The 22,528-nt window shown below is 59.5% G+C and carries 14 protein-coding genes and 1 pseudogene; 7 read left to right on the forward strand and 8 right to left on the reverse strand.

The genetic code is table 11. From position 1 onward, the window contains the following. Positions 1–621 precede the first annotated feature (621 nt). Genes AC1Q8Q_RS25585 through AC1Q8Q_RS25595 form a run of 3 tightly spaced genes read left to right on the forward strand, consistent with a single transcriptional unit; the run spans position 622 to position 5,058 of the window. Positions 622–2,343: a type I secretion system permease/ATPase gene (locus AC1Q8Q_RS25585; protein WP_033043595.1), complete on the forward strand. Its 1,722-nt coding sequence runs from the start codon at positions 622–624 to the stop codon at positions 2,341–2,343. Then, a complete protein-coding gene (locus AC1Q8Q_RS25590) occupies positions 2,336–3,706 on the forward strand; it encodes an HlyD family type I secretion periplasmic adaptor subunit (RefSeq protein WP_492615664.1) in 1,371 nt (456 codons plus the stop codon). The genes AC1Q8Q_RS25585 and AC1Q8Q_RS25590 overlap by 8 nt, the downstream gene beginning before the upstream one ends. A gap of 2 nt (positions 3,707–3,708) precedes the next feature. Further along, positions 3,709–5,058, forward strand: a complete 1,350-nt coding sequence (locus AC1Q8Q_RS25595) for a TolC family outer membrane protein (protein ID WP_492615665.1) — start codon at positions 3,709–3,711, stop codon at positions 5,056–5,058. Between the two features lie 225 nt (positions 5,059–5,283). On the opposite strand, the gene AC1Q8Q_RS25600 is transcribed toward AC1Q8Q_RS25595, so the two are convergent. From AC1Q8Q_RS25600 to AC1Q8Q_RS25610, 3 genes are all read right to left on the reverse strand, one after another. Continuing rightward, positions 5,284–10,899 carry a putative Ig domain-containing protein gene (locus AC1Q8Q_RS25600; RefSeq protein WP_492615666.1) on the reverse strand — a complete coding sequence of 1,872 codons (5,616 nt, stop codon included), beginning with the start codon at positions 10,897–10,899 and terminating at the stop codon, positions 5,284–5,286. Positions 10,900–11,098: 199 nt separating this feature from the next. Beyond that, positions 11,099–12,064 (reverse strand): endonuclease, encoded by a 966-nt coding sequence (locus AC1Q8Q_RS25605; protein ID WP_492615667.1) that lies wholly within the window; start codon positions 12,062–12,064, stop codon positions 11,099–11,101. A gap of 125 nt (positions 12,065–12,189) precedes the next feature. Further along, complete coding sequence (locus AC1Q8Q_RS25610) at positions 12,190–14,013, reverse strand: NAD(P)-binding domain-containing protein (RefSeq protein WP_492615668.1); 1,824 nt, start codon at positions 14,011–14,013, stop codon at positions 12,190–12,192. Positions 14,014–14,256: 243 nt separating this feature from the next. Between AC1Q8Q_RS25610 and AC1Q8Q_RS25615 the strand changes: the two genes are divergently transcribed. Both AC1Q8Q_RS25615 and AC1Q8Q_RS25620 read left to right on the forward strand, forming a co-directional pair. Beyond that, positions 14,257–16,152, forward strand: a complete 1,896-nt coding sequence (locus AC1Q8Q_RS25615) for a sigma-54-dependent Fis family transcriptional regulator (protein WP_492615669.1) — start codon at positions 14,257–14,259, stop codon at positions 16,150–16,152. Positions 16,153–16,938: 786 nt separating this feature from the next. Beyond that, a pseudogene (locus AC1Q8Q_RS25620) lies at positions 16,939–17,340 on the forward strand (methyl-accepting chemotaxis protein); the annotation flags it as partial. A gap of 168 nt (positions 17,341–17,508) precedes the next feature. Here AC1Q8Q_RS25620 and AC1Q8Q_RS25625 read toward each other — a convergent pair. Together AC1Q8Q_RS25625 and AC1Q8Q_RS25630 are read right to left on the reverse strand one after the other, a co-directional pair. After that, positions 17,509–18,150 (reverse strand): 3-oxoacid CoA-transferase subunit B, encoded by a 642-nt coding sequence (locus AC1Q8Q_RS25625; RefSeq protein WP_033043343.1) that lies wholly within the window; start codon positions 18,148–18,150, stop codon positions 17,509–17,511. A gap of 8 nt (positions 18,151–18,158) precedes the next feature. Continuing rightward, the gene (locus AC1Q8Q_RS25630; RefSeq protein ID WP_168758081.1) at positions 18,159–18,851 is read right to left on the reverse strand and encodes a 3-oxoacid CoA-transferase subunit A; all 693 of its coding nucleotides are present in this window, start codon (positions 18,849–18,851) and stop codon (positions 18,159–18,161) included. 339 nt (positions 18,852–19,190) lie between these two features. Between AC1Q8Q_RS25630 and AC1Q8Q_RS25635 the strand changes: the two genes are divergently transcribed. Beyond that, the gene (locus AC1Q8Q_RS25635; RefSeq protein ID WP_240963553.1) at positions 19,191–19,460 is read left to right on the forward strand and encodes a hypothetical protein; all 270 of its coding nucleotides are present in this window, start codon (positions 19,191–19,193) and stop codon (positions 19,458–19,460) included. On the opposite strand, the gene AC1Q8Q_RS25640 is transcribed toward AC1Q8Q_RS25635, so the two are convergent. The 3 genes from AC1Q8Q_RS25640 to AC1Q8Q_RS25650 all read right to left on the reverse strand — a co-directional run bounded on the left by AC1Q8Q_RS25640 (position 19,447) and on the right by AC1Q8Q_RS25650 (position 20,977). Then, positions 19,447–19,698, reverse strand: a complete 252-nt coding sequence (locus tag AC1Q8Q_RS25640) for a hypothetical protein (RefSeq protein ID WP_371106608.1) — start codon at positions 19,696–19,698, stop codon at positions 19,447–19,449. The two genes, AC1Q8Q_RS25635 and AC1Q8Q_RS25640, sit on opposite strands and share 14 nt — an antisense overlap. Before the next feature lie 78 nt (positions 19,699–19,776). Further along, complete coding sequence (locus AC1Q8Q_RS25645) at positions 19,777–20,025, reverse strand: hypothetical protein (RefSeq protein ID WP_168758082.1); 249 nt, start codon at positions 20,023–20,025, stop codon at positions 19,777–19,779. A 136-nt stretch (positions 20,026–20,161) separates the two neighbouring features. Next, entirely contained in the window at positions 20,162–20,977 is an 816-nt protein-coding gene (locus AC1Q8Q_RS25650; protein ID WP_492615670.1) for a DUF1206 domain-containing protein, read from the reverse strand. A gap of 495 nt (positions 20,978–21,472) precedes the next feature. Between AC1Q8Q_RS25650 and ilvA the strand changes: the two genes are divergently transcribed. Then, entirely contained in the window at positions 21,473–22,486 is a 1,014-nt protein-coding gene (gene ilvA, locus AC1Q8Q_RS25655) for a threonine ammonia-lyase, biosynthetic (protein WP_080725354.1), read from the forward strand. The last annotated feature ends 42 nt before the right edge of the window (positions 22,487–22,528 follow it).

A 22,528-nucleotide genomic window follows, 5' to 3' on the forward strand; every position in this document is an offset into this window, starting at 1 on the left:
CACTCCGGCGTTTGAAAAAGGGAGTCGCTGTAAAAGCGAAACCATAAGTGGCCGTTACCGCAGCAATGGATATGTACTCCGACAGCAAATTTCACACAGGGCTTCCTGTGACGCTACGCATCACCGTTGCGCACGGCTCAATTAATGCGTCGTCAGTGGAACGCAGAGCGTCCCTGGCGGCATTCCCACGCAGAGCGTGGGAACGATCAATCGCCAGCAGGCTGGCTCCTACAGGGGATCCAAGTGCACCCGTCAAAGTCAGGTCGGCTTTAAGGCCGCCTCGCTTTGCTGTTGATCGCGGGCGACCCACGGAGCAATGCCTTCGTTCTGGCAGTGGGGCGAAGCGAAACCCTAAGCCGCCGCTACCGCAGCAATGGACCTGTACTCCAACAACAAGCGCCCGTGCCGATGCGCAACATACCCGCCCGTCACCCAATTAAAAGCCCGATGTCCATGACCGGCACTATCCCGAAGTCACGTTGTCAGTTATTGGCGCCTCTAACGACGAGATTCGTCTCTGATAGCGGCACGTCAGGCTGCATTTAGTGTTTCGCCCCTTGGGCTTACGCTCGCGATGGATTGCGTCCCGAACCGACTCATTCTTTTACGAGCGACATTCTATTGGGTTCTCTTCTCGATCCACGGCACGACATCGATGCCGCTCTATTAAGCTACCGCCGGGTGTTCTGGTCGTTGGCGCTGTTCAGTGGTGTGATCAACCTGCTGGTGCTGGTGCCGTCGCTCTACATGATGCAGGTGTACGACCGGGTACTCACCAGTCGCAACGAAACCACGTTGTTCATGCTCACCTTCATCGCCCTGGGCCTGTTGATGTTCAGCGCCCTGATCGAATGGGTTCGCGGTGTGGTGATGATTCGCATGGGCGCGGGGCTTGACGATGCCTTGGGTGAGCGGATTTTCGACGCGGCTTTCGCCCGCAGTCTTCGCGAACACAACGCCAACCCGGCGCAAGTGCTCATCGATTTGGCGACGCTACGGCAATTGATCACCGGCCAGGGCCTGATTGCGTTGCTCGATGCGCCCTGGTTGCCGATTTTTGTGCTGGTAGCGTTCATTATCCACCCCTGGTTCGGCGTGCTGACGGTGGTGCTGGCCCTGGTGCTGATCGGTCTGGCCCTGTGGGGCGAGTTGGCGACTCGAACGCCTCTGGGCGAAGCCAATCGGCTCGGCGTGCAGTCCTCGATTTACCTGAACAGCTCCTTCCAGAATGCCGAAGTCATCCAGGCCCTGGGCATGCTCGGGCCATTACGCCAGCGCTGGAGCCTGCTGCAGCAGCGCATCGTTGCCGCCCAGGCCCATGCCAGCGACCGAAGCGCGCGGATCACTTCGATGACACGTTTCGTGCGCATCTCCGGGCAGTCGCTGGCCCTGGGCCTGGGCGCATTGCTGGTGCTCGAAGGCCAGTTATCGGCGGGCATGATGATCGCCATGTCGCTGCTGTTGGGGCGCGCCCTGGCACCCGTGGAAATCGCCATCGGCTCGTGGAAGCAATTCACCGCTGGCCGTCAGAGTTATCAGCGCCTGAGCCTGCTGCTTGCCCAACACCCGCGCGAGCGCCTGCGTATGCCTTTGCCGCCACCCACCGGCGCAGTACGTCTGGAGCAGGTGTACGTTGGCCCGCCCGGTGCCTCGCAACCGATCCTGCGCGGGATCAATTTCAGCCTGGCCAGCGGCGAAGTGCTCGCTGTCGTCGGCCCCAGCGCCAGTGGCAAATCAACGCTGGCCAGGGCGCTGGTCGGGATCTGGCCGGCGATGGGCGGATCGGTGCGCCTGGACGACGCCGAGATCAGTCAATGGTCTCACGACGCCTTGGGCCCCTACCTCGGATACCTGCCACAGGACATTGAATTGTTCGACGGCAGCGTGGCCGACAATATTGCCCGCTTCGGTGAGCAGGACGCCGACAAGATCATCGCGGCCGGACGTCATGCCGGCATTCACGAGATGATCCTGAAGTTCCCCAAGGGTTACGACACGCCGCTGGGCCCCGGCGGGCTTGGCTTGTCCGGCGGACAAAAGCAGCGCCTGGGGCTGGCCCGCGCACTTTACAGGCTTCCGTCGCTGATCGTGCTAGATGAGCCGAACTCCAATCTCGATGAAGCCGGAGAGTTGGCGCTGGTCCAGGCTATTCGTGCGCTCAAGGCGGCCGGAAGCACCGTGGTACTGATAACCCATCGACCCAATGTACTGGCGGTGGTCGATCACATCCTGGTGCTCAAGGACGGCACCCAACAAGCCTTCGGTCCACGGGATCGGGTGCTCAAGGCATTGATTGCGGCGCCAAGGCCGGCAGCGGTCAAGGAGGCTGGCGAAGATGCATGATCTGACTCCGGGCACACAGGTGTACAGCGAGCAGCGACCGATCCTGCGCGCAAACCCGGCGCCGGCGGGTGCCAATACCGACGCGGGAAGCGTGGCGCGCTATGGCGTGGGTTTCCTGGTCCTGGCGCTTGGCGGCTTCCTGCTATGGGCCTGCTTGGCGCCGCTCGACCAGGGAGTCGTGGGCAGCGGCACGGTGGTCGTGGCGGGCGAACGCAAAGCGGTGCAGTCGTTGGTGGGTGGCGTTGTGGAAAAACTGTTGGTCAGCGATGGCGACCGCGTCAACCAGGGGCAGTTGCTGGTGCAGCTCAACACGGTGCAAGCGCGGTCACAACTCGACGTGACCCGGGGCAAGTTGCTCAACGCTCGCAGCGTCGAGGCGCGGTTGATTGCCGAGCGCTTGGGCACAACCGGCATCCAATGGCCCGCCGAACTGCTGGACCACGCTGAAGAGCCCCGGGTCAAGGCCGCCATGGCCTTGCAGAGCCAGCTGTTTGAGACCCGTCGCGCAGAATTGGGCAGTCGCTTGCAGATCATCGAACACGAAGCCGCGGCCTTGCAGCAGCAATTGCTTGGCTACGAAGGCGTCAAGCGCAACTACGACACGCAGATGCGCTTCCAGCAGCAGGAGCTCGAAGGCCTGCGTGAGCTGGCTCGCGAGGGCTATGTGGCACGCAACAAGCTGTTCGAGGCCGAGCGCAACGCCGCCCAGATGGCCGGGCAAATCGCTTCCGGGGTGGGCGATATCGGCCGGACACGCCAGGCGATCAATGAAAGTCGGCTCAAGGCCTTGCAGGCGCAGCAGGAATTTCGTCGCGATGCTGAAATCCAGCTCAGTGAAGTCTCGGCCGAGGCGTCAGGCTATGCCGATCAGATCCATGCCTTTGAGTTTGAAGTCGACAACGGTGCGATCCGGGCACCGGTGTCCGGGCAGGTAATGGACGTGAGCATTCATACGGTCGGCGGCGTTGCGCAGGCCGGTCAAACCCTGATGCAGGTGGTGCCGCTGGATGCGCCGATGGCGATCACCGCGCGTTTCGAGCCGTTGATGGCCAATAAATTGCGTCCGGGGCTGCCGGTGCACGTGCATTTCACGGCGCTGCAACGGGTGGACACCCCGACGGTCACCGGCACGGTGACGACGGTGTCGGCCGACCAGTTGATCGATGAACAGACCCACCAGCCGTATTTTTCCGCCAAGGTGGAAATTCCCGCAGACACCGTGGTGTCGCTACAGACCGCCGGCCTGCTGGTGCGCCCAGGCATGCTGGCCGACGTCACGGTGGTCACGGGTGAGCGCACCTTGATGAACTACCTGATGAAACCCTTGCGCGAACGCTTGCTCGCAGCCTTCAAAGAGGAATGAGCATGACCGTACGGTTCCGTTGTAGCGCCCGCCTGTTGCTGAGTCTGTGTACCGGTTGGGGAGCATTCAGTCCCGTCTGGGCGTCCCAGGAGGCACTGAGCCTGACCGCCGCGTACGATGCTTCGCGCGTCAACGACCCGACCGTGCAATCGGCCGCCCATGCCTTTGAGGCGTCGACCCATGAAGAGGCGATCGGCCGCGGTGGCCTCTATCCGCAAGTGTCGCTGACGTCGCGCTACGGCTACGGCGGTCGTACCGATGGCGGCGATGACAGCAGTTACGTCAACAGTAACGATTACCAGTCGAACAATGTCACCCTGGCGGCGCAGCAACCGCTGTACGACAAGGGGCGCTGGGCGGCGTATCAGGAGGGCAAGGCGCGTGGGCAATTGGGTACCCAATTGTTCGACGTTGCCGGCCAGACACTGTACGACCGGGTTGCGAAAGGATACTTCGACGTCGCCCGGGCCGAGAACGAGATCAAGTTGATCGCCCAGCAAAAGGCCGCCATCAACGGGTTGGTGACGCAGAGCAAAAAACTCTACCAGGGCGGGCAGGGCGCGATCACCGATGTTGATGAAGCCCAGGCCCGGCTCGACCTGGTCGAAGCCCAGGAGGCCGAGGCCCAGGCTCGTCGGGTGGCGGCGTTGCGGGCATTGTCCGGTCGCGCCAGTGTCGCCATCGATGACATCCAGGCGATGGACGAAGAGCTGCCCGCTGGCACCCCGATTCCGCCGGAACGGGATCTGTCGTACTGGACGGACATTGCCCGTGAAGCCAACCCCGAGCTGGCAGCGCGGCTGGCGGCGGTGAAAGTCGCCGAGGCCCAGGCCGACAGCCAACGCGCCGGGCATTATCCGACCTTGTCGCTGACCAGCCAGCTGAGTCGCCGGGAAAACCGTCAGTATCAGGAGCAAGACCCGCGACAGGACGCCTATTACGTGGGGGTTCAACTGGATATCCCGTTGTATAGCGGCGGTGCGGTGCGTGCGTCGGTGGCCAAGGCCGAGGCCCAGGTGGCCGGCGCCCAGTCCGATTATGATGTACAGCGCCAACAATTGGCCGAGGATATCGAGGCCGACTACCTGGGTGTGGTGGCCGGATTTGCCAAGAGCAAGGCCATGCAGCGGGCGGTGGAGTCCAATCAGCGGGCGCTGATCTCCACTCAAAAAGGTTTCCAGGGTGGCGTGCGGTCCACGGTGGATATTCTCGATGCCCAGCAGCGGGTGTTCCAGGCACGACGGGATTTGCTCGATACCAAGCTAGACATGCTGCAAAGCTATGTAAGCCTGCACACCCATACCGGCCAGATGAACCGGGCAGTCCTGGAGCAAGTGCAAAACCTGTTCTGAGACATGAAGCAAGGGCAAGATTGACGCCTGCCTCCCCTCAAAGTGCAAATCCCTGTGGTAGCGGGCAAGCCCGCTCCCACATTTTGATTTGTGGTTGTCCTTGGATTTGTGGGCACGACAAACCACCTGTGGGAGCGGGCTTGCCCGCGAAAGCGGTGGGTCGGTCAGCATCCATGCTGGATCTGCCACCGCTTCACGAGCGGGCTCGCGCCTACAGGTGTTGACTCATGCGGTGAAATCGCTGGCGTGCAGCTCCTTGACCCCCACCAGTGCGAACTCGAACTCCGGGGTGGCGTCGGCGTTGACGCTGCCGTAGAGAATGCCATCGGCAAAGCGCAGCTGGCCGGTGGCGTTGGCAGGGTCGAACGCGTTGCTGCCGATGAAGGTGAAGGTATCGACAGTGGCGGTCAACGGGTTGGCGTCCAGGCCGGTGAAATCCAGGTGATCGCCCTCAGTGGTCTTGAAGCCATTGATCACATCGCGCAAATCCCCAATACCCATGTCCGACAGCGCACCAAATGCGTAAGTGTCCGCACCCGTGCCACCGGTGAGCGTGTCGGTGCCTGCTCCGCCGATCAAGCGGTCATCGCCGGAACCGCCCACCAGCGTATCGTTGCCCGCACCGCCGTTGAGTACGTTCGCCGCGCTGTTGCCCGACAGACTGTCGGCGTAGGCACTGCCGGTCAGGTTTTCGAAGAACTTCAAGGTGTCGAGCCCTGAACCCACGGTGTTTTGTTGCGCTGACGTCGAGAGCGTGACGGTGACACCGGACAGGGCGCGTTCGAAAGACACGGTGTCATTACCCTCGCGCCCGTCCAGCACATTGTTGCCCGCTGCGGCGAACAGTGTGTTGTCCAACGCATTGCCCGTTCCGTTGGCGGCCCCGGTGCTATCGATATACAGGTTTTCGACATTGGCACTGAGGGTGTAGGCCGCCAAACTGCTGTGCACGCTGTCGATACCTCCTGGCACCGGATTGCTTTGGGCCTCGATCACGCTGTCGTCGACGTTGTCGACATAGTAGGTGTCGTTACCGTCGCCGCCACTCATGCTGTCGGCCCCTGCGGCACCATTGAGCACGTTGGCGGCGGCATTGCCGGTGATGAAGTTACGCAGCTCATTACCGTTACCGTCGATCTCCGACACACCGGTAAGCACCAGATTTTCCAGATTGGCGCCCAAGGTCCAACTGACCGAGGCCTGTACCGTATCGATCTGCGCGGGTGAGGTGTTGGTCTCAACCACGCTGTCGGATGCGTTATCGACCACATAGATGTCATTGCCGTCGCCACCGGTCATGGTGTCGGCACCCAGGTCGCCATCCAGGGTGTCATTGCCCGAGCTGCCCACCAGGGTATCGGCCTGGTCAGTACCGGAGATCATGCCGCCCTGGTTTTGAGCGTTGTCGAAAATCGCCTGAACACTATTGTTGTCGCTGGGGTTGCCTTGGAAGCCAAGGTCATTGGCGATGTAGTCGGCCAGGCGCTGGCCGACGATTTCCGCCGATTCCTCATGCAGGTGCCAGACGTCGTCGGGATACACCAGCGGATCGACTTCATAACGCAAAGGCAGGTCGGTGTAGTCCACCGCCAGCTTGACGTCGGCGCGCTCGGCGGCGATTTGTTCCTGGACTGCGCGAACGTAGCCGACTCCCTCGACGATGGCGGCAATCTTCTCTGGCGCATAACCACGGGCGCGCGCCGCATCCTCCTGGTAGTGGCCGGTTTCCATCATGTACACGCTGAAACTGCCGAACTGGGTATGCAGGTAATCAAACACCTTCAGGGTTGCGGCCTTGTAGGCCGCGGCTGCCGCGGTTTTGTCGGTGGCGCGGCCGATCTCCTGGGCGGCTTCTTCGCCCTGTCCCCAAATGATGCCCATAGTGACGTTATCGATCGATTGCAGTTCGCTGAGTTGGTCCCCCAGCAACGCGACGGCACGCAACAGCGCGGGCCCGGGTTGGTCGGTGTCGGTCAACCACCAGCACAACTTGAGCTCCTCGGCGCCCAAGGTCGACAGGCCGTTGACCGTACTGCCACCTACCGCGATGTCGATGCCGTTGCCATCGGCATCGGTGAACTGGCTGCGCACGTCATAAGGCGTGTAGCGGTCCAGGTCCTTGACCAGCATCGAGGTGCCGGACTGATCGTCGTCTTCGGTCATGCGCAACAGGCGCGCATTGGATTGACCGAGGGTGGGCAGATAGAGGATGTCCTGTTGCGCGCGCTCGCCGAACACGAAGTCGCTGGCGGTCAGGGTGTTGAGGTAATTGCCATTGAGGGCAATCTCAAAGCGGTTGCCGTCGGCATCCGCTGTGGCGGACTTGACGTAGGTCTTGTCACCAGCGGCGTTAAGGGTCATGTACAGCGTGCCATTGCTGCCGTCGCCGAGACCGAGAAAGCCAAGGCCCGACACATCGATCTTGTCGACGCCCACGGAGAAGTCATACAGGGTGTCGGTGGCCGTGATGCCGCCGGTGTCGTAGTCACGGTAGCTGTCGAGCACGTCGGTGTAGCGGAAGGTGTCGGCGCCATCGCCTCCGTACAGCGAGTCGCGCCCAGCGCCACCGTCAAGGATGTCCGCGCCGGTGCCGGCCTTGATGGTGTCATTGCCACCCAGGCCAAGGATCAGGTCCGCGCCCGTCGTGCCGTTGAGGGTTTCGGCATTGTTGGTGCCGGCGATGGTAGTGGCCGGCGCATCGGCCACCGCCAGGGCGAAGCTGTCGCTGACCGAGGCTCCCGATGGATCGGTGGCCTTGACCAGGACGTTGTAATTGCCGGACGCCGTGCTCAGCGGCGTGCCGCTGAACGAAAGGCTGGTGGCGTTGAAACTCAGCCAGGCAGGCAGGGCGCTGCCGTCGGCCAGGGTCGCAGTATAGACCAATGCATCCTGGTTGGCGTCGGTGAAGCTGTCACGGGCCACCGTGTAACTGAATGGCGTGCTTTCGGTGGCGTTCTGGTCGAGCAGGGGAATGGTCACCACCGGCGCGACATTGCTCGAGGTGTTCTGGCCGGCGAAGACAAAATGACTCGCCGTCAGACTGCTCACCAGGTTGCCCGCCATCGACACTTCGAAGCGGTTGCCATTGGCGTCGACGGTGAGGTCCTTGAGGTAAGTGCGGTTGGTCGAGGCGCTGTAGGTCAGTTGCAGGGTGCCATTCAGACCGTTGCCCAGGGCCGTGTAGCCAAGCGCCGCCACATCGATCTTGTCGGCGGTCACGTCGAAATCGAGGATCTGGTCGCTGACGCTGGTGGAACTGGTGCGGTAACTGTCGAGTGACGAGGTGTAGCGGAACACATCGGCACCCGCGCCGCCGGTGAGCTTGTCCGCCCCCGTGCCACCCACCAGGATATCGTTGCCCGCGCCGCCATTGAGCGTGTCGTTGCCGGCGCCACCGAACAGTTGTTCATTGGCAGCGGTGCCGGTCAGGGTGTCATTGTTCGGCGTGCCGTTGATCTGCGTGGAAGAGGCCGGCACATCCTGCACCGCGAGGGTAAAGCTGTCGCTGACCGTGGCGTTGCTGCCATCCGTCGCGGTGACCTGGATAGAGTAAGTGCCCGATGCGGTATCGCTCGGTGTTCCGCTGAACGTACGCGTCGCTGCATCGAACGTCAGCCAGGCGGGCAGGGCGCTGCCATCGGCCAGTTTGGCGATGTAGCTGAGGCTGTCGTTATCCGGATCGGTGAAGCTGGTGGCCGGCACCACGTAGCTGAACGGGGTGCTTTCCGTGGCGTTCTGATCGAGCAGGGGGGTAGCCAGCACCGGCGCCTGGTTGGTCGTAGACGCCGTAGCGAAGACAAAGTTGGCGCTGGTCAGCTTGTCGAGGTAGTTGCCAGTGAGCGTCACTTCGAAACGGTTACCATCGGCGTCGGCGGCCAGCGACTTGATGTAGGTCTTGGTGCCGGTACTGTTGAGCGCCAGGTACACGGTGTTGTTCTTGCCATCGCCCAGGCCGGTAAAACCGATGGCCGAGAGGTCGATCTTGTCGGCGCTGATATCGAAATCGGTGATCACGTCGCTGAGGTTGGCGCCGCCAGTGTTGTAGTTGCGATAACTGTCCATGCGGCTGGAGAAGACAAAAGTGTCCGCTCCGGCGCCACCGGAAAGGCTGTCCATGCCGGCGCCGCCGTCAAGCTTGTCATCGCCCGCGCCACCAGCCAGGCTGTCGTTACCTGCCAGGCCAAGCAAGGTGTCGGCCGAATCGCTGCCGGACAACGCGTCACTGGCGCTGGTGCCGGTGATTACTCGATTGAAGATGAAATTGCTGGCGGTCAGGGTGCTGGCGAGATTGCCCGAAAGAATCAGCTCGAAGCGATTGCCGCTGGCGTCGGCATCGTAGTCCTTGATGTAGGTACGGTCATTGCTGGCGCTGTAGCTGACCTGCAGCGTGCCGCCACGGCCATTGCCCAGGCCGGTGAAACCAAGGCCGGCGAGGTCGATCTTGTCCTGGGTGACGTCGAAGTCGGTGATCGTGTCATCGAAGCTTGCTGTGGCGTTGCGGTAACTGTCGGACTGCGAGGAGAAACGGAAGGTATCGGCGCCGGTACCGCCCGTGAGTTTGTCGATGCCCAAACCGCCCACCAGAATGTCGGCACCGGCTCCGCCGTTGATGGTGTCGTTCCCGGCTGCGCCGAAGAAGATCTCGCTGGCGGTGCTGCCCAGCAGGGTGTCGTTGCCAGCCGTGCCTTGCACAGTGGTCATCGGCACCGTGGCACTGGCGTAGCTGCCGTCGCCATAGACCAGCGTCGCGCCTTTGCTGGTGTGGCTGATGGTGTTGCCGACGATGGCGTTGCGATCGGTGCCGTCTTCATTGCGCTCTGCAACGCCATAGGTCGACAGGTCGCTGCCGCTGATGATGTTGCCCTGGATCGTATTGTCACTGCCGTTGAAGTACTTGCCGGACACGCCCAGGGTGTCGTCGTAGGACTGGATGATGATTTCCGGAACGGGGTTGCCCAGGGAGTTGTTGTTGAGCGTGTTGTCGATGATCTCGACGTGATTGCTGCCGTAGATGCGCACCCCGGCGCTGGCGTTGTCGTGGATATCGACGCCGCTGACAGTCACCTCGCTGGACATCTTGATCAGCACCCCTTCGGCGCCGTTGCCGTACACCTCGCCACCGGTAATGGTGATATTGCTCGGGGAGGGGATGTCCTCGCTGCCGCGCTGCACCACGATGCCATTGCCGCCGTTGTCGTAGGCAATGTTATTGGTCAGGGTAAAGTCGTGGGTGCTGGTAACGACGTTGAAACCGTGGCGGTCGTTGTCGTAGGCGATGTTGTTTTCAAAGGTGCTGTCGCTCAGGAAGTCAGCGACGAAGCCGTCCAGGCCATTGCCATGGGACACGCTGTTCTTGATGACCATGTTGACGGTCTGCTCGTGGGGATCGAAACCATACCCGGAGCAATCCTTGATCTCGACGCTGTCGAGGGTGACGTTGGAATCGTAGCCTTCTTCGCCGGGAATGTAGCCGTTGAACCAACCGTCGACCTTGCCCGTGGTGTTGTCGCGGTTGCCGTCGATGGTGAGATTACTGACCCCGAAATCGTGGGTTTCCTCACCATAGGCAGAGCGGATAACGCCCGTGATCTTGGTGTCGGAGCCGTCGGCCACCTTGACGTTGGTGACGCCCATGCCGTCTCCGTACAGGTAGACGTTGCTCTTGAGCATCAGGCAACCGTCTGAGGGTTCCGTGCCTGCGGAAACGATATAGGTTCCGGCTGGCATATACACCTGACCGCCACCTGCAGCAGCTGCCGCATCAATGGCACTCTGTATCGCCGCCGTGTCGTCGGTACTTCCATCGCCTTTAGCGCCAAAATTTTGTACGTTGAATATCATTAACTTATCTCCGTAACAGGCTAAACCGCAGCGCACGCCAATATTCCATCGACGATCAGCTTGTTAAGACTCGGAGGAACGCGAAAGTTATGACCGCATATCGGAAGTACGGGAAAAATACGAATATAAATGATCAGTGGTCGGAACGGCCTTTGCTGGAAAGGCCGTTATCTTGACGTTGCCGGGGGCGGCAAATCCACTATTTGCAGTTGCCTGCCTTTCGATATCCCGCCGCCTGAGCTTCAGATTCTGACGTGAAGGAGATCTGATTTTTCGCGGACATCTGAGCATACCCAGGGCACCCGATGGAGAGGTGGTAGACCTGGCTATTTCGGTTGCCAATGATCAAGCCTGCGCCGGTCGCGCTGGCCAAGGTTGGCTGGGCTGCTGTTCGCGGAGGATTGACAGGAATGGCGCTAACCACCCCATCACCCACTGCCTTGTATCCTTGCGACCATCGACGCTCGCCCGTTACGAATGGGTTGGAGTGCCCCATGATCGCTGCAATGCGTCGATCCCGCTCTTTCTCCCAGGACGAAACCGGGTACTGCTTGTCCCAAGCCATCAGTAGCTGTTGCTGCTGACGTGACATGTTCAGTTTGTATCTGTCGAACATGTAAAAGGTCGTTCGGGCAACCAGTCCTTTGACCTCGTCACGCGGTTCCGCAGCATGTTGGTCGAAATCCACCCGCGTCTTGCATTGGCCATACTGCGGCGCTATCCCGGCGGCCATGCCGTAGTTGAAATTACTCCGGTCGCCGTTCACCTCTCCAACAGATGGGTAGAGGTTGAACAGGTCTGCTTCCATTGCCCGAAACACCGGATCATCGTCTACACAGTGCTCGCGCCCGCCGTTCTTCCAGCATTGGCGTTGGTTACCGAACGTCCAGGCGGGAACGATGTGTTCCCACTCGGTCCGTTGCGCACGATTCTCTTGTTTCCTGGCCTTCAGGCCGCATGATTCGGCATCGATACGGCCACCCGACTTACCGACCCACGTCCATTTGCAGCCGCAATACAACTCGCCCATGGCGCTGTTCGCCTGGTCGAGGTAGATCTTCTGCTTTGCGATGACCTTGGCTTCGGAGAAGGTCGATGGAGGACTGGAAAAGGCGGGGGTAATGATCGAGAGCGACAGCGCTACGATGGCAAGCAGTTTTTTCATTGGACAGCTTAAGCGATTGAAAGGAAACGCATTATACGCACGACTCGATGGCGAGGGATGGAGAAGGAGAAGACCCCACTGAGGGGAAGGCAGAGGCGCCCAGCCAAGGCTGGGCGCCATTGGACTCAGCCGGTGTGGTGACTCTTTGCAAGGCGGTAGACGGATGTATTGATCCCTTCGAAGCGCGCCTTCAACTGCAGCGCCAGATACAGCGAATAATGCCTTGATTGATGCAGGTTGCCGCCGTGGAACCAGAGGTTTTCCTGCTGGGTTGGCTTCCACATGTTCCGCAGTTCGCCCTCGTAGGGGCCCGGATCATTCGTGGTTCCGGAACCCAAGCCCCAGCAACGACCGACCTTGTCAGCGACTTCCTGGGAAATAAGCTTCGCCGCCCAACCATTCATTGAGCCATAGCCCGTGGCGTAGACGATCAGATCTGCCGGCAGCCGGCTGCCATCGTTGAGCACGACGGCATCCGCTTCGATGCGTTCGACACCCAGGCCAGGCGCGCTCTTGAGCTTGATCGTGCCGTTGGCGATCAGTTCAGAGGCGCCGACGTCGATGTAGTAACCAGAACCACGGCGTACGTACTTCATGAAAAGGCCGGACTCGTCGTCACCGAAATCGAGCATGAAGCCGGCCTTGGCCAAGCGCTCGTAGAAGTCCTTGTCACGCTCCTTGATCGCGTCAAAGACGGGTTGATGAAAGCTTGGCATGACCTTGTAGGGGATCGAGGCGAACAGCATGTCAGCCTTGTCCGTGGTCAAACCCGATTCCACGGCGTCTTCAGAGTAGAGCCCGCCGAAGACGAGCTCCATCAAACTGTCGGAACGCACGATGTGGGTGCTGGAGCGCTGCACCATGGTCACCTCGGCGCCGTTCTCCACCAGGTCGGCGCAGATGTCGTGAGCCGAATTGTTCGCACCGATGACCACCGCACGCTTGCCGCGCCAGGCGTCTCCGCCGGGATGGCGGCTGGAATGATGCTGCTGGCCTTTGAATGCCTCGGCACCCGGATAACTGGGCACATTGGGTACGCCAGACATGCCGGTGGCGAGGATCAACTGGGTCGGCTGCAAAGTCAGACGCTCGCCATCGCGCTGCACTTCAACCTTCCAGGTGGCACTTTGTTCGTCAAAGCTGGCGCTCACGCATTCTGTGCGCGGCCAATAATTGAGCTCCATGACTTTGGTGTACATTTCCAGCCAGTCGCCAATCTGGTCTTTCGGGGTGAAGACCGGCCAGTGATCGGGGAAGGGCAGGTAGGGCATGTGGTCGTACCAGACCGGGTCGTGCAAACACAGCGACTTGTAGCGACCGCGCCACTGATCGCCAGGCCGTTCGGCCTTGTCGACGATCAGGGTTGGCACGCCCATTCGCTTGAGCCGTGCTGCGAGCCCCAGCCCGCCCTGGCCGCCGCCCACGATCAGGCAGTACGGTTGGCTGGTGATACCGAGCGCGGCTTCTTCATCACGACGGCGCTCCAGCCAGTTGCGTTTGTCGGCATGGGCGTGACCATGACTGGCCCCCATTGGGCGACGGCGGCCGCTGGGTTCTTCATAACCCTTGAGCTCACGCATGGTCGTCAGCAGCGTCCAGCACAAGCCTTCCTTCAAGCGCACGTAGCCTTTACCTCGCGCCGCGTCGGTTTCCAGGCTGATCCAGCCTTCGAGCACACCGTTGTTCAGCGTCGCCTCACCTTCCAGTATCCATCGCCCGGGACGAGTCTGGTCGAGGCGCGTTTCGAGCATATCCCGGATGGCAGGCTTGCCTTCCAAGGTCACCAGGTTCCAGCTGAAAAGTAGCAGGTCCCGCCAGTGACACTCCTCGGCAAACAATTCCAACGCGCCGTCCACATCACGTTGGGCGAGGCGCTCGCCGAGGGTTTCGACCCAGGTCGCGAGCTGAGCAGTGGGCGTGTTCAGAGGTGTTTCAACAGCGATGTTCATGGGGCATCTCCGATCTTGTTGTTTTTGTACGACTTGCACTAGAGCAAGGCCCGGGCCATCTTCATGAAAGCCTCGTTGCAGAGCGGCTGGCGCAGTATTGGACAGGCTTTGATGCGGATCTATGTCACGAATCCGGGAATGGGGGGTGACAGAGTGTCACTCGGTGCAAAAAACGCTCGTTGCCGTCTTTTCATATAAGCTGCAAGCAGCCCCGTGTCCTGACCGTAGCGGAGAACAAGAACAATGAAGCCGGCTTTGATCAACGCCCATGCACAACAAGTGCTACAAGCTGTGCAGGGCACTATCGCCAGCCACAGTCCTGTTGCTGACCTGGCCATCACGCGATCCTGGCGCCGATGCCTGGATCAGTATCAGCTCGATCCGGCCAGCCGCCGCGCACCTAATGTGGTTGAACAAGCACGCTTGCAGGATCACCGCGGGCCACTGGAACACATCATCGCTGTGGCGCATTGGCAGATGGGCAATTTGCACCAGCAACTCGGTCGTGACGGCCACGTGGTGCTACTCACCGATGCGCGCGGTGTGGCGATCGACAGTGTGTTCAACGAATCGGAACGCGCCGATGCCCAGCGCTCCGGGCTGTGGCTCGGCTCGGTGTGGAGTGAAGATTGTGAGGGCACCAACGGTGTCGGGACCTGTCTGGTCGAGCGACGGCATGTAACCATCCGTCGAGATGAGCATTTCCGTGGCAAACACGTCGGCCTGACCTGTTCGGCCAGCCCGATATTCGATGCCGGTGGAGAGTTGCTTGCCGTGCTCAACCTCTCTTCTGCAAGGGATGACCACAGTCTTCAGCAACACTTCCAGGCCATGGCATTGACCAACCTGTCAGCCAAGTTGATCGAGAACTGTTTTTTCCTGGGGCATGATCCGCAGCGATACTTGCTGCGCTTCCATCCTGAGGCGGGCTTCGTTGGGCTGCTGGGTGAAGGACTGCTCAGTTTCGACGAGGGCGCCCGTATCTGTTCCGTCAATCAAGCGGCGCTGGATCTGCTGGGCCTCAGCCGTGATCAAGTGATCGGGCAATCTTTGACGATGCTGCTGGAAACACCTATCGATCAGGTGATGAGTCAGGCCAGCGCCCAGCCGAGTGTCTGTTGGCCAATGCGGCTGGTGGACGGGCGCCTGCTCTACGGGCAGTTGCGAGAACCCCTGCGCCAGGTGCCTTTGGTCACTCCTGCTATCCCCAAGATCAACGATGTGCGCGTGTGCCTGGAAGACCCGCGCCTGCAACGCGGCTTTGCTCGCGCATTGCGTGTTTTGGAACGTGACGTTCCGGTGTTCCTGCAGGGCGAAACCGGTACCGGCAAAGAAGCCTTTGCGGCGGCGCTGCATCGCGCCAGCGCCAGGGCGAGCCAGCCGTTTGTGGCGATCAATTGTGCGGCCATTCCAGAAACGCTGATCGAGAGCGAACTGTTCGGCTATCGCGGCGGCAGCTTCACCGGTGCACGCAAGGACGGGATGATCGGTAAGCTGGAACAGGCCCATGGCGGCATTCTATTTCTCGATGAGATCGCCGATATGCCACTGGCGTTACAGACTCGCCTGCTGCGGGTGCTGGAGGAGCGTGAAGTGGTGCCGCTAGGTAGCGCGACGGCGCGTCCCCTCGACGTACGCCTTATCAGTGCCAGCCACCAGGATCTGCTGACCTGTGTGGCCGAAGGGCGCTTTCGCGAAGATCTGTTTTATCGCATCGCCGGATTCGCCGTGCAGCTCCCGCCGTTGCGCGAACGATCAGACAAAGGCAGTGTGCTCGACCTGCTGCTACGCGAAGAGACGAAAGGTGCAAGGATTCGGCTGGAGGCGGGCGTCAGGGAACGCTTGCTGAAACAACCGTGGCCGGGCAATGTCCGGCAGCTGCGTACGTGTTTGCGCACACTGGTAGCGTTGGCGTTGGAGGGACGTGTCACCCTGGACGACTTGGCAGAGTTGCTGCCGGAACCGCCAGCGACCGCCGCGCTGGCTGAAGATCCGCTTGGGGTATCCGAACGGCAGACGCTGCTGACGTTGATTGAGGCGGAACACTGGCATATCGCCCATGTTGCCGCACGCCTGGGGATTAGCCGCAATACGCTCTATCGCAAACTGCGTCAGCACGGTATTTCACGACCCGGTTGAACCGGGCGCGCTCATGCTGTTCAGAACACCTTGATCGGTACGTTGGCGTCATTGATTTTGCCTTCGGTCTTTGCAGAATCGGTACGCGCGCTGATCAGCATCTATGTCGTGCCCTTGCACAAAGCGGATAGCGATAAGCGCAAAGCGGATATTGCCACGCTCACCGTCTCAATACCTTCCACTTGCATCCTGCGTGACGGTGCTTTACATGGCGCGCAACAATGCTGACGCCACGCCTTGCCTCGTTCATAACAACAATAAGAGCACACTGATCCTGAGCTTCACCTGGACGTTGCTGTGAGTGACCTGGAGACAAGTATGAGCAATAAAATTCTGGCGCGATTGGCCTTGGTTGCCGCTGGCAGCGCGGTGTTGCTGCTCGCTGCCGGCAACGGCCTGCACCTGATATATGCCGGCATCATCGACCTGTTGCTGCTGGCAGCGGCGGTGCTTTATCACCGTCAGCCAGTGCGGGTGGTTGAAGTGCTTGTACAGCAGGAGCCGGAACCGATGATTTGCAACGCGCCGGTCCCGCTTGTGTCGTTGCCTGTGGCCGAGCCCGCTTGGCCGGGGGCTCAAGTAAAGGTGGCACTTGAACACCTGACCCGAGTGGTGCTGCAAACTGAAGAAGACATGCGCTTCGCCAACCAGTTGGCGCGAGGCGCGGGCGAGCGGGTACAGGCCAGTGCGGTGAGCATGCAGTCTTCGGCTGCGGTGCTTGGGGACCTGGATCAGTATCTGCAGCGCCTGGACCAGGTGTTCGATGAGCTGGGCAGCCAGTCGGTACGCATCGGTGCGATTGTCGGCAGCATCCAGGACATCGCCCGACAGACCAACCTGCTGGCACTCAATGCCGCGATCGAGGCCGCGCGGGCCGGTGATCATGGCCGCGGTTTTGCAGTGGTGGCGGACGAGGTCCGTAATCTGTCGCGCCAGGCAGCGGACTCCAGTGCGCAAATCCGGCAGATCGCCACAGGCCTGGAAAAGTCGGCCCAAGATGCCCGTCAGGGGCTTGAACAGCTTACCGATTCAACGCGCCTGGGGCTGGACAAGGCCGAGGTCGCCTTGCAATCGATGGGGGAGTTGCGCAGTGGTGCGGTGGCCAGGCTGGAAGTGGTCGAGCGCGTCATGCAGCGTTTGGCCAGTTTGCACGAGTTGGCACTGCAGGCAACCCGGATAGCGGCCTGAACAGGCTGACTCTTCTTCCCAGTTCGACCCAGGGCCACAACGTCGAGATGACGTTCAGTTCAGCCTGCGTCCGGCCGCCAGCGAACAAGCAACCCATCGCAGCCATGTTGCCGGACACGCTTGAAGTCGTCCGGCAACATGGCTGCGTGGCCACGCAAACTCGATCCGTTATCGAATCAGCGGCACGCCACTGAGCGCTTGCAAGTCTTCAAAGCTGATATCGGCGACAATCTCCCGCACCTTCAAGCCTTGCGCAGTCACGTCCAGAATAGCCAGGTCGGTATAAATCCGAGTCACGCAGCCAATGCCGGTCAGCGGGTAAGTGCATTGCGGCACCAATTTGCTTTCGCCAGTCTTGGTCAGGTGATCCATCATGACGAATACCTGGCGTGCGCCTGTCGCGAGGTCCATTGCGCCACCCACTGCGGGAATGGAACCTTCGGCACCGGTGTGCCAGTTGGCAAGGTCGCCGTTGACCGAAACCTGGAAGGCGCCAAGCACGGCAATATCGATGTGCCCACCGCGCATCATCGAAAACGAATCGGCGTGGTGAAAGTAGGCCCCACCGGGCAGCAGCGTCACATGCTGTTTGCCCGCGTTGATCAGGTCATCGTCTTCCTCGCCCGGCGCAGGACTCGGGCCCATGCCCAGTACACCGTTTTCACTGTGCAGGAACACTTCCTTGTCACCCAGGTAGTTGGCCACCAGCGTGGGCACGCCAATGCCCAGGTTCACGTAATAGCCTTCGAGAATATCGTCGGCCACACGCTGGGCCATTTCGCTACGCGATAGTTTTTTCATGACAGTCATGGCGGGCCTCAGTTGACGTTGGCATTCGAGATAGGGGCGAGCGGCACTGCTACCACGCGCTGAACGAAGATCCCCGGGGTGACAATGTGTTCGGGGTCCAGCTCTCCCAACTCGACGATCCGGTTGACCTGGGCGATTGTCGTTTTCGCTGCCATCGCCATGATCGGTCCAAAATTTCGCGCGGCTTTGCGATAGGTGAGGTTGCCCCAGCGATCGCCCTTTTCGGCCTTGATCAATGCGACATCAGCGTGCAACGGCATTTCCAGCACATAATTGCGACCGTCGATTACTCGGGTTTCCTTGCCTTCGGCCAGCAACGTGCCATATCCGGTTGGCGAATAAAACGCACCGATTCCAGAGCCTGCCGCACGAATACGTTCGGCCAGATTGCCTTGCGGCACTACCTCAAGCTGCACCTTTCCCGCCAGGTAGAGTTCGTCGAATACATAGGAATCGGATTGGCGCGGAAACGAACAGATGACCTTGGCAACGCGTCCGGCCTTGAGTAATGCGGCCAGGCCGATTTCACCATTGCCGGCATTGTTGCTGATGATGGTCAGATCGCGAGCACCCGAAGCGATGACGCCATCTACCAACTGCGACGGCATCCCGGCAGTGCCGAAGCCACCCACCATGATGACCGAACCATCGGCAATACCGTCCAGTGCAGCAGCGACGGATTCAAATGTTTTATTGATCAAGGCTTACTCCTGTTTTCAAGTTGGCCGAACAGAATGCTCTGACGCCAAACCGCATGAATTCATGGTTACTGCAACGATGTGCATAGGGTGCCAAACAATGGGCGCAGGCGGGTGTCCTGGCAGGAGATGTCGTGCGATTAGCGAACGAAACCGTAACCCGAAGGCTTCGCTTAGAACTTTGAGCTGTGCAGCGGTGTCCAGACCCTTACATCTACCGGGCCGATGGCCTGAATCACCTATTCTCCATATCCACGGTTTGAGTGGACTGCCAACTCCCAACTCGCTGGCGAGTGCTGGTGCTGCACATTGAATACGGCTGTAGCGCGAGGGGGGGCTGGCTTGGATTACATCGATTTTGTGCAATGGCCCGCTATGGTGGTCACGGTGATCTCGGCCTGGTTCGTCGGTTCCCAACGACCACGCCGACGGATGATCGCTTTTTGGGGCTTCATCGCGAGTAATGCTTTGTGGGTTGTCTGGGGCCTTCACTCGCACGCTTATGCGTTGATCGTACTTGAGTGTGTGCTTCTAGGGATGAACGCCCGGGGTTTCAGAAAGAATCTCAAGGGTTCGAGGGTATCCCAGGATCCTGATGCTACGGAGCTCTAGAGTTCTTTTTGAACCCACGGAGATTCATCAGGAACAGGCAAATCTGTAACACGATAAGGGCATGAGCTTGCGCATAAATGCCCCAAATCACCCATAGCACGTTACTCAAGCTGAACAATACGAACCCGGTCATTCGCCTTCTTGGGCGCTGAGATCCGATCAGCCACGCCGCAAGTACCGTGACGAACATCGCGGGCCATTGAACCCAATCAAGATTGTCCAAATGCTCCACCTTCATGGCGAAGGTACTGATCGCGGTTGCGAACAACTCGGCCTGAGTAAGCTAGGGCGTAAAGCCCTAGCAAATACCAGGATGTCACTTTTTCTTGTTCGTCGACTTTTCTGCTTTCTCTGATTTCTTAGCCTTTTCTGGCTTGCTATCAGCTTTTTTTGCAGATTTCTTTGGTTCGGCATCTTTTTTCTTGTCTTTCTTTTCGGAAGACTTCGAAAGAGCCGAGGCCGCAGCTGATTTCTTCGCCGGTGATGCCTTTTTGTCTTTCAAATCCTTGCTTGCTTTCGAAGCGTCACCTTTGCTTTTCTTATCGTCTTTAGCCACGTCGATCACCTCTCGGAGTATGCCGTTATTGGCACATTGCCTGTGCAATTCATCACAAGCTGATCATTAGGCGGGCACGTCTCAAAGCGGTTCAAATTAATTTAATACTGAGGGTTCCGCCTTGGCGATGGCTCCTGCCACGCGTCTATGTTTTCGTTACCCCAGGCACATCCATGTTTATTTTGCGCCATGCGGCTTCGGAGAAGCTGTAAGCTGAAAAGGCGATCAATCCCAATGCCATCACCATCAGAATCAAACCGCCAACAGGCAGGTTCTGAAGAGCATCGAGCGCTTCCTTCATGCCGGGTGGATCCGTGGCTTGATAACGGGAGCCGCTGATCGCCAGGAGCAGGGCTATCTCGAGAAACACCACGCCGCGAGCCATGAGCCCGAAACGAGCCACCGGACGGACGTATCGCATCACGTCCTCATCAGCCTCAAAATACTTCTCGAACGACGCTTTCCATCCTTTGATGATGTGAGCAATTCCTACGCCTAATGGAACGAGCGCCATGAGGTAGACGACCACGTTTGAGTGATCCCAGGACAAAAGATGCGCCAGTAGATCCTTCGTCTCCCCACCTCCGGCACTACCTGAGCTTCTGACGCCGCTAATGAGCAGCCCTAAGGCAAAAAACGCAAGAGCACCATTGAGTAAACCTCCTGCCAACAAACCCGCACGAATCACCAACCCCTTTAGTTTCGTACCGTGATGATCGACGTCGCCAATTGCTTGCAGCACTCGCCACCCTGCGAAGGCCAGTAGACCGGCCACCACTAGCCCAACCAGGACATATCCGAATGGCTGGCTCAACAACGCTTCAAGGCTTTTTTGGCTGTCCTTCGGTTTTGTTGAGTCTTGAGCTGCCAGCAGCGCGAAGATACCAATGATCAGATACAGAACGCCTCGAGCGGCATATCCGCCCCGAGCGAGGACGACAAGGGTGTGTTGAGCGGACATTCGATTATTTCCGTGGACGTGTACAAGAGCAGACCTATCGCTTCGGCAAGGGTTCGATAAAGGTCGAGTTCTTCAGTCACTCAGAATGGACGCTCTGTAGTGGGCAACTAATCCCGGACACGACGTTAAGTTTTTTCTCGGCCTTAGCTGGAGCCAGTCCGTTGTTGAGTTGGTGCGGTCTAATCCACTGCAATGTTTCAGATAAAGGGGCAACTGCGTTACGGAACACTGCAAAGTCCGATGCTTTTGCCGCCAAGCAAACGTAAATGAGGCGTTGCCAATCAGCTACCGAAGAATTTGGAAATTGGCCGTTGACTTGCCGTCGGCGCCCGGCTAATTTCCGAGCATGACTTTCATCGTATTGCGCTGCCAGCCAAGCATTATTACCGCCATTCCTCATTTGGCGGGCTAGCTCACGACTGCAGCACCCAACCCGCCCTGGAGGCGGGTTTTCATTTTCTGTCTCGGGGCTCTGATCAATGTCAGGAGACGATCATGCCCAGTACGCTCGCCCAACACACCCTACTTGAGCAGTACGTCAAAAAGATCCTCGCCGCGCCGGTTTACGAACTGGCCGTGCATACGCCCCTGCAGCCGGCACCTGCATTATCGTTGGCATTGGGTAACCAGATCCTGCTCAAGCGCGAAGATCTTCAACCGACCTTTTCCTTCAAGATCCGAGGCGCCTACAACAAACTGGTCAACTTGAGCGCGGCGCAAAAGAAGCGCGGAGTGATCACCGCTTCAGCGGGTAATCATGCCCAGGGTGTGGCATTGGCAGCACGGCAACTTGGCATCGACGCCATGATTGTCATGCCCACCACGACGCCAGAGTTGAAGGTGTCAGGAGTCCGTAGTCGTGGCGCCCAGGCACTGCTGCACGGCGAAAGCTTTCCGTTTGCCTTGTCTCATGCACTAGAACTGGCAAGCCAAACCGGCAAAACTTTTGTTTCGCCTTTCGATGATCCAGATGTCATTGCCGGGCAGGGCACGGTCGCCATGGAAATACTGCGTCAGCATCAAGGGGGGCTGGATGCCATCTTTGTTCCGGTGGGCGGTGGCGGTTTGATCGCCGGCATCGCGGCTTACGTTAAATACTTGCGGCCAGAGGTGCGCATCATTGGCGTCGAGTCGGAACATTCAGCCTGTTTGAATGCAGCCCTCCAGGCCGATGATCGAGTGGTGCTGCCAAGTGTGGGCACCTTTGCCGATGGTGTGGCGGTCGCGCAGATCGGCGCCCACGGCTTTGAGGTGTGCAGGTTTTGCGTCGATGAGGTACTGACTGTCAGTAACGATGAGCTTTGCATCGCGATGAAGAATATCTACGACGATACACGCTCTATCACAGAGCCTTCTGGCGCTCTGGCCGTTGCTGGCATCAAGAAATACGTTGCACGAACGGGTGTGCGGGATCAGACACTGATTGCCATCGACTCCGGTGCCAATATCAATTTCGACTCTTTACGGCATGTGGCCGAACGCGCTGCATTGAGTGAGGCATCAGCGTAATGGTGGATTCCAGGGCGTGATAATCCGGCCATGCGGTTGGAT

This window comes from Pseudomonas sp. GW823-FHT06B06, from assembly GCF_058795195.1.

What these genes read in the sequence shown, in the direction of transcription:
- AC1Q8Q_RS25590 (WP_492615664.1), top strand. Translation starts at nt 2,336, where the DNA reads ATGCATGATCTGACTCCGGGCACACAGGTGTACAGCGAGCAGCGACCG.
- AC1Q8Q_RS25595 (WP_492615665.1), top strand. Translation starts at nt 3,709, where the DNA reads ATGACCGTACGGTTCCGTTGTAGCGCCCGCCTGTTGCTGAGTCTGTGT.
- AC1Q8Q_RS25600 (WP_492615666.1), bottom strand. Translation starts at nt 10,899, where the DNA reads ATGATATTCAACGTACAAAATTTTGGCGCTAAAGGCGATGGAAGTACC.
- AC1Q8Q_RS25605 (WP_492615667.1), bottom strand. Translation starts at nt 12,064, where the DNA reads ATGAAAAAACTGCTTGCCATCGTAGCGCTGTCGCTCTCGATCATTACC.
- AC1Q8Q_RS25610 (WP_492615668.1), bottom strand. Translation starts at nt 14,013, where the DNA reads ATGAACATCGCTGTTGAAACACCTCTGAACACGCCCACTGCTCAGCTC.
- AC1Q8Q_RS25615 (WP_492615669.1), top strand. Translation starts at nt 14,257, where the DNA reads ATGAAGCCGGCTTTGATCAACGCCCATGCACAACAAGTGCTACAAGCT.
- AC1Q8Q_RS25625 (WP_033043343.1), bottom strand. Translation starts at nt 18,150, where the DNA reads ATGACTGTCATGAAAAAACTATCGCGTAGCGAAATGGCCCAGCGTGTG.
- AC1Q8Q_RS25640 (WP_371106608.1), bottom strand. Translation starts at nt 19,698, where the DNA reads ATGAAGGTGGAGCATTTGGACAATCTTGATTGGGTTCAATGGCCCGCG.
- AC1Q8Q_RS25650 (WP_492615670.1), bottom strand. Translation starts at nt 20,977, where the DNA reads ATGTCCGCTCAACACACCCTTGTCGTCCTCGCTCGGGGCGGATATGCC.
- ilvA (WP_080725354.1), top strand. Translation starts at nt 21,473, where the DNA reads ATGCCCAGTACGCTCGCCCAACACACCCTACTTGAGCAGTACGTCAAA.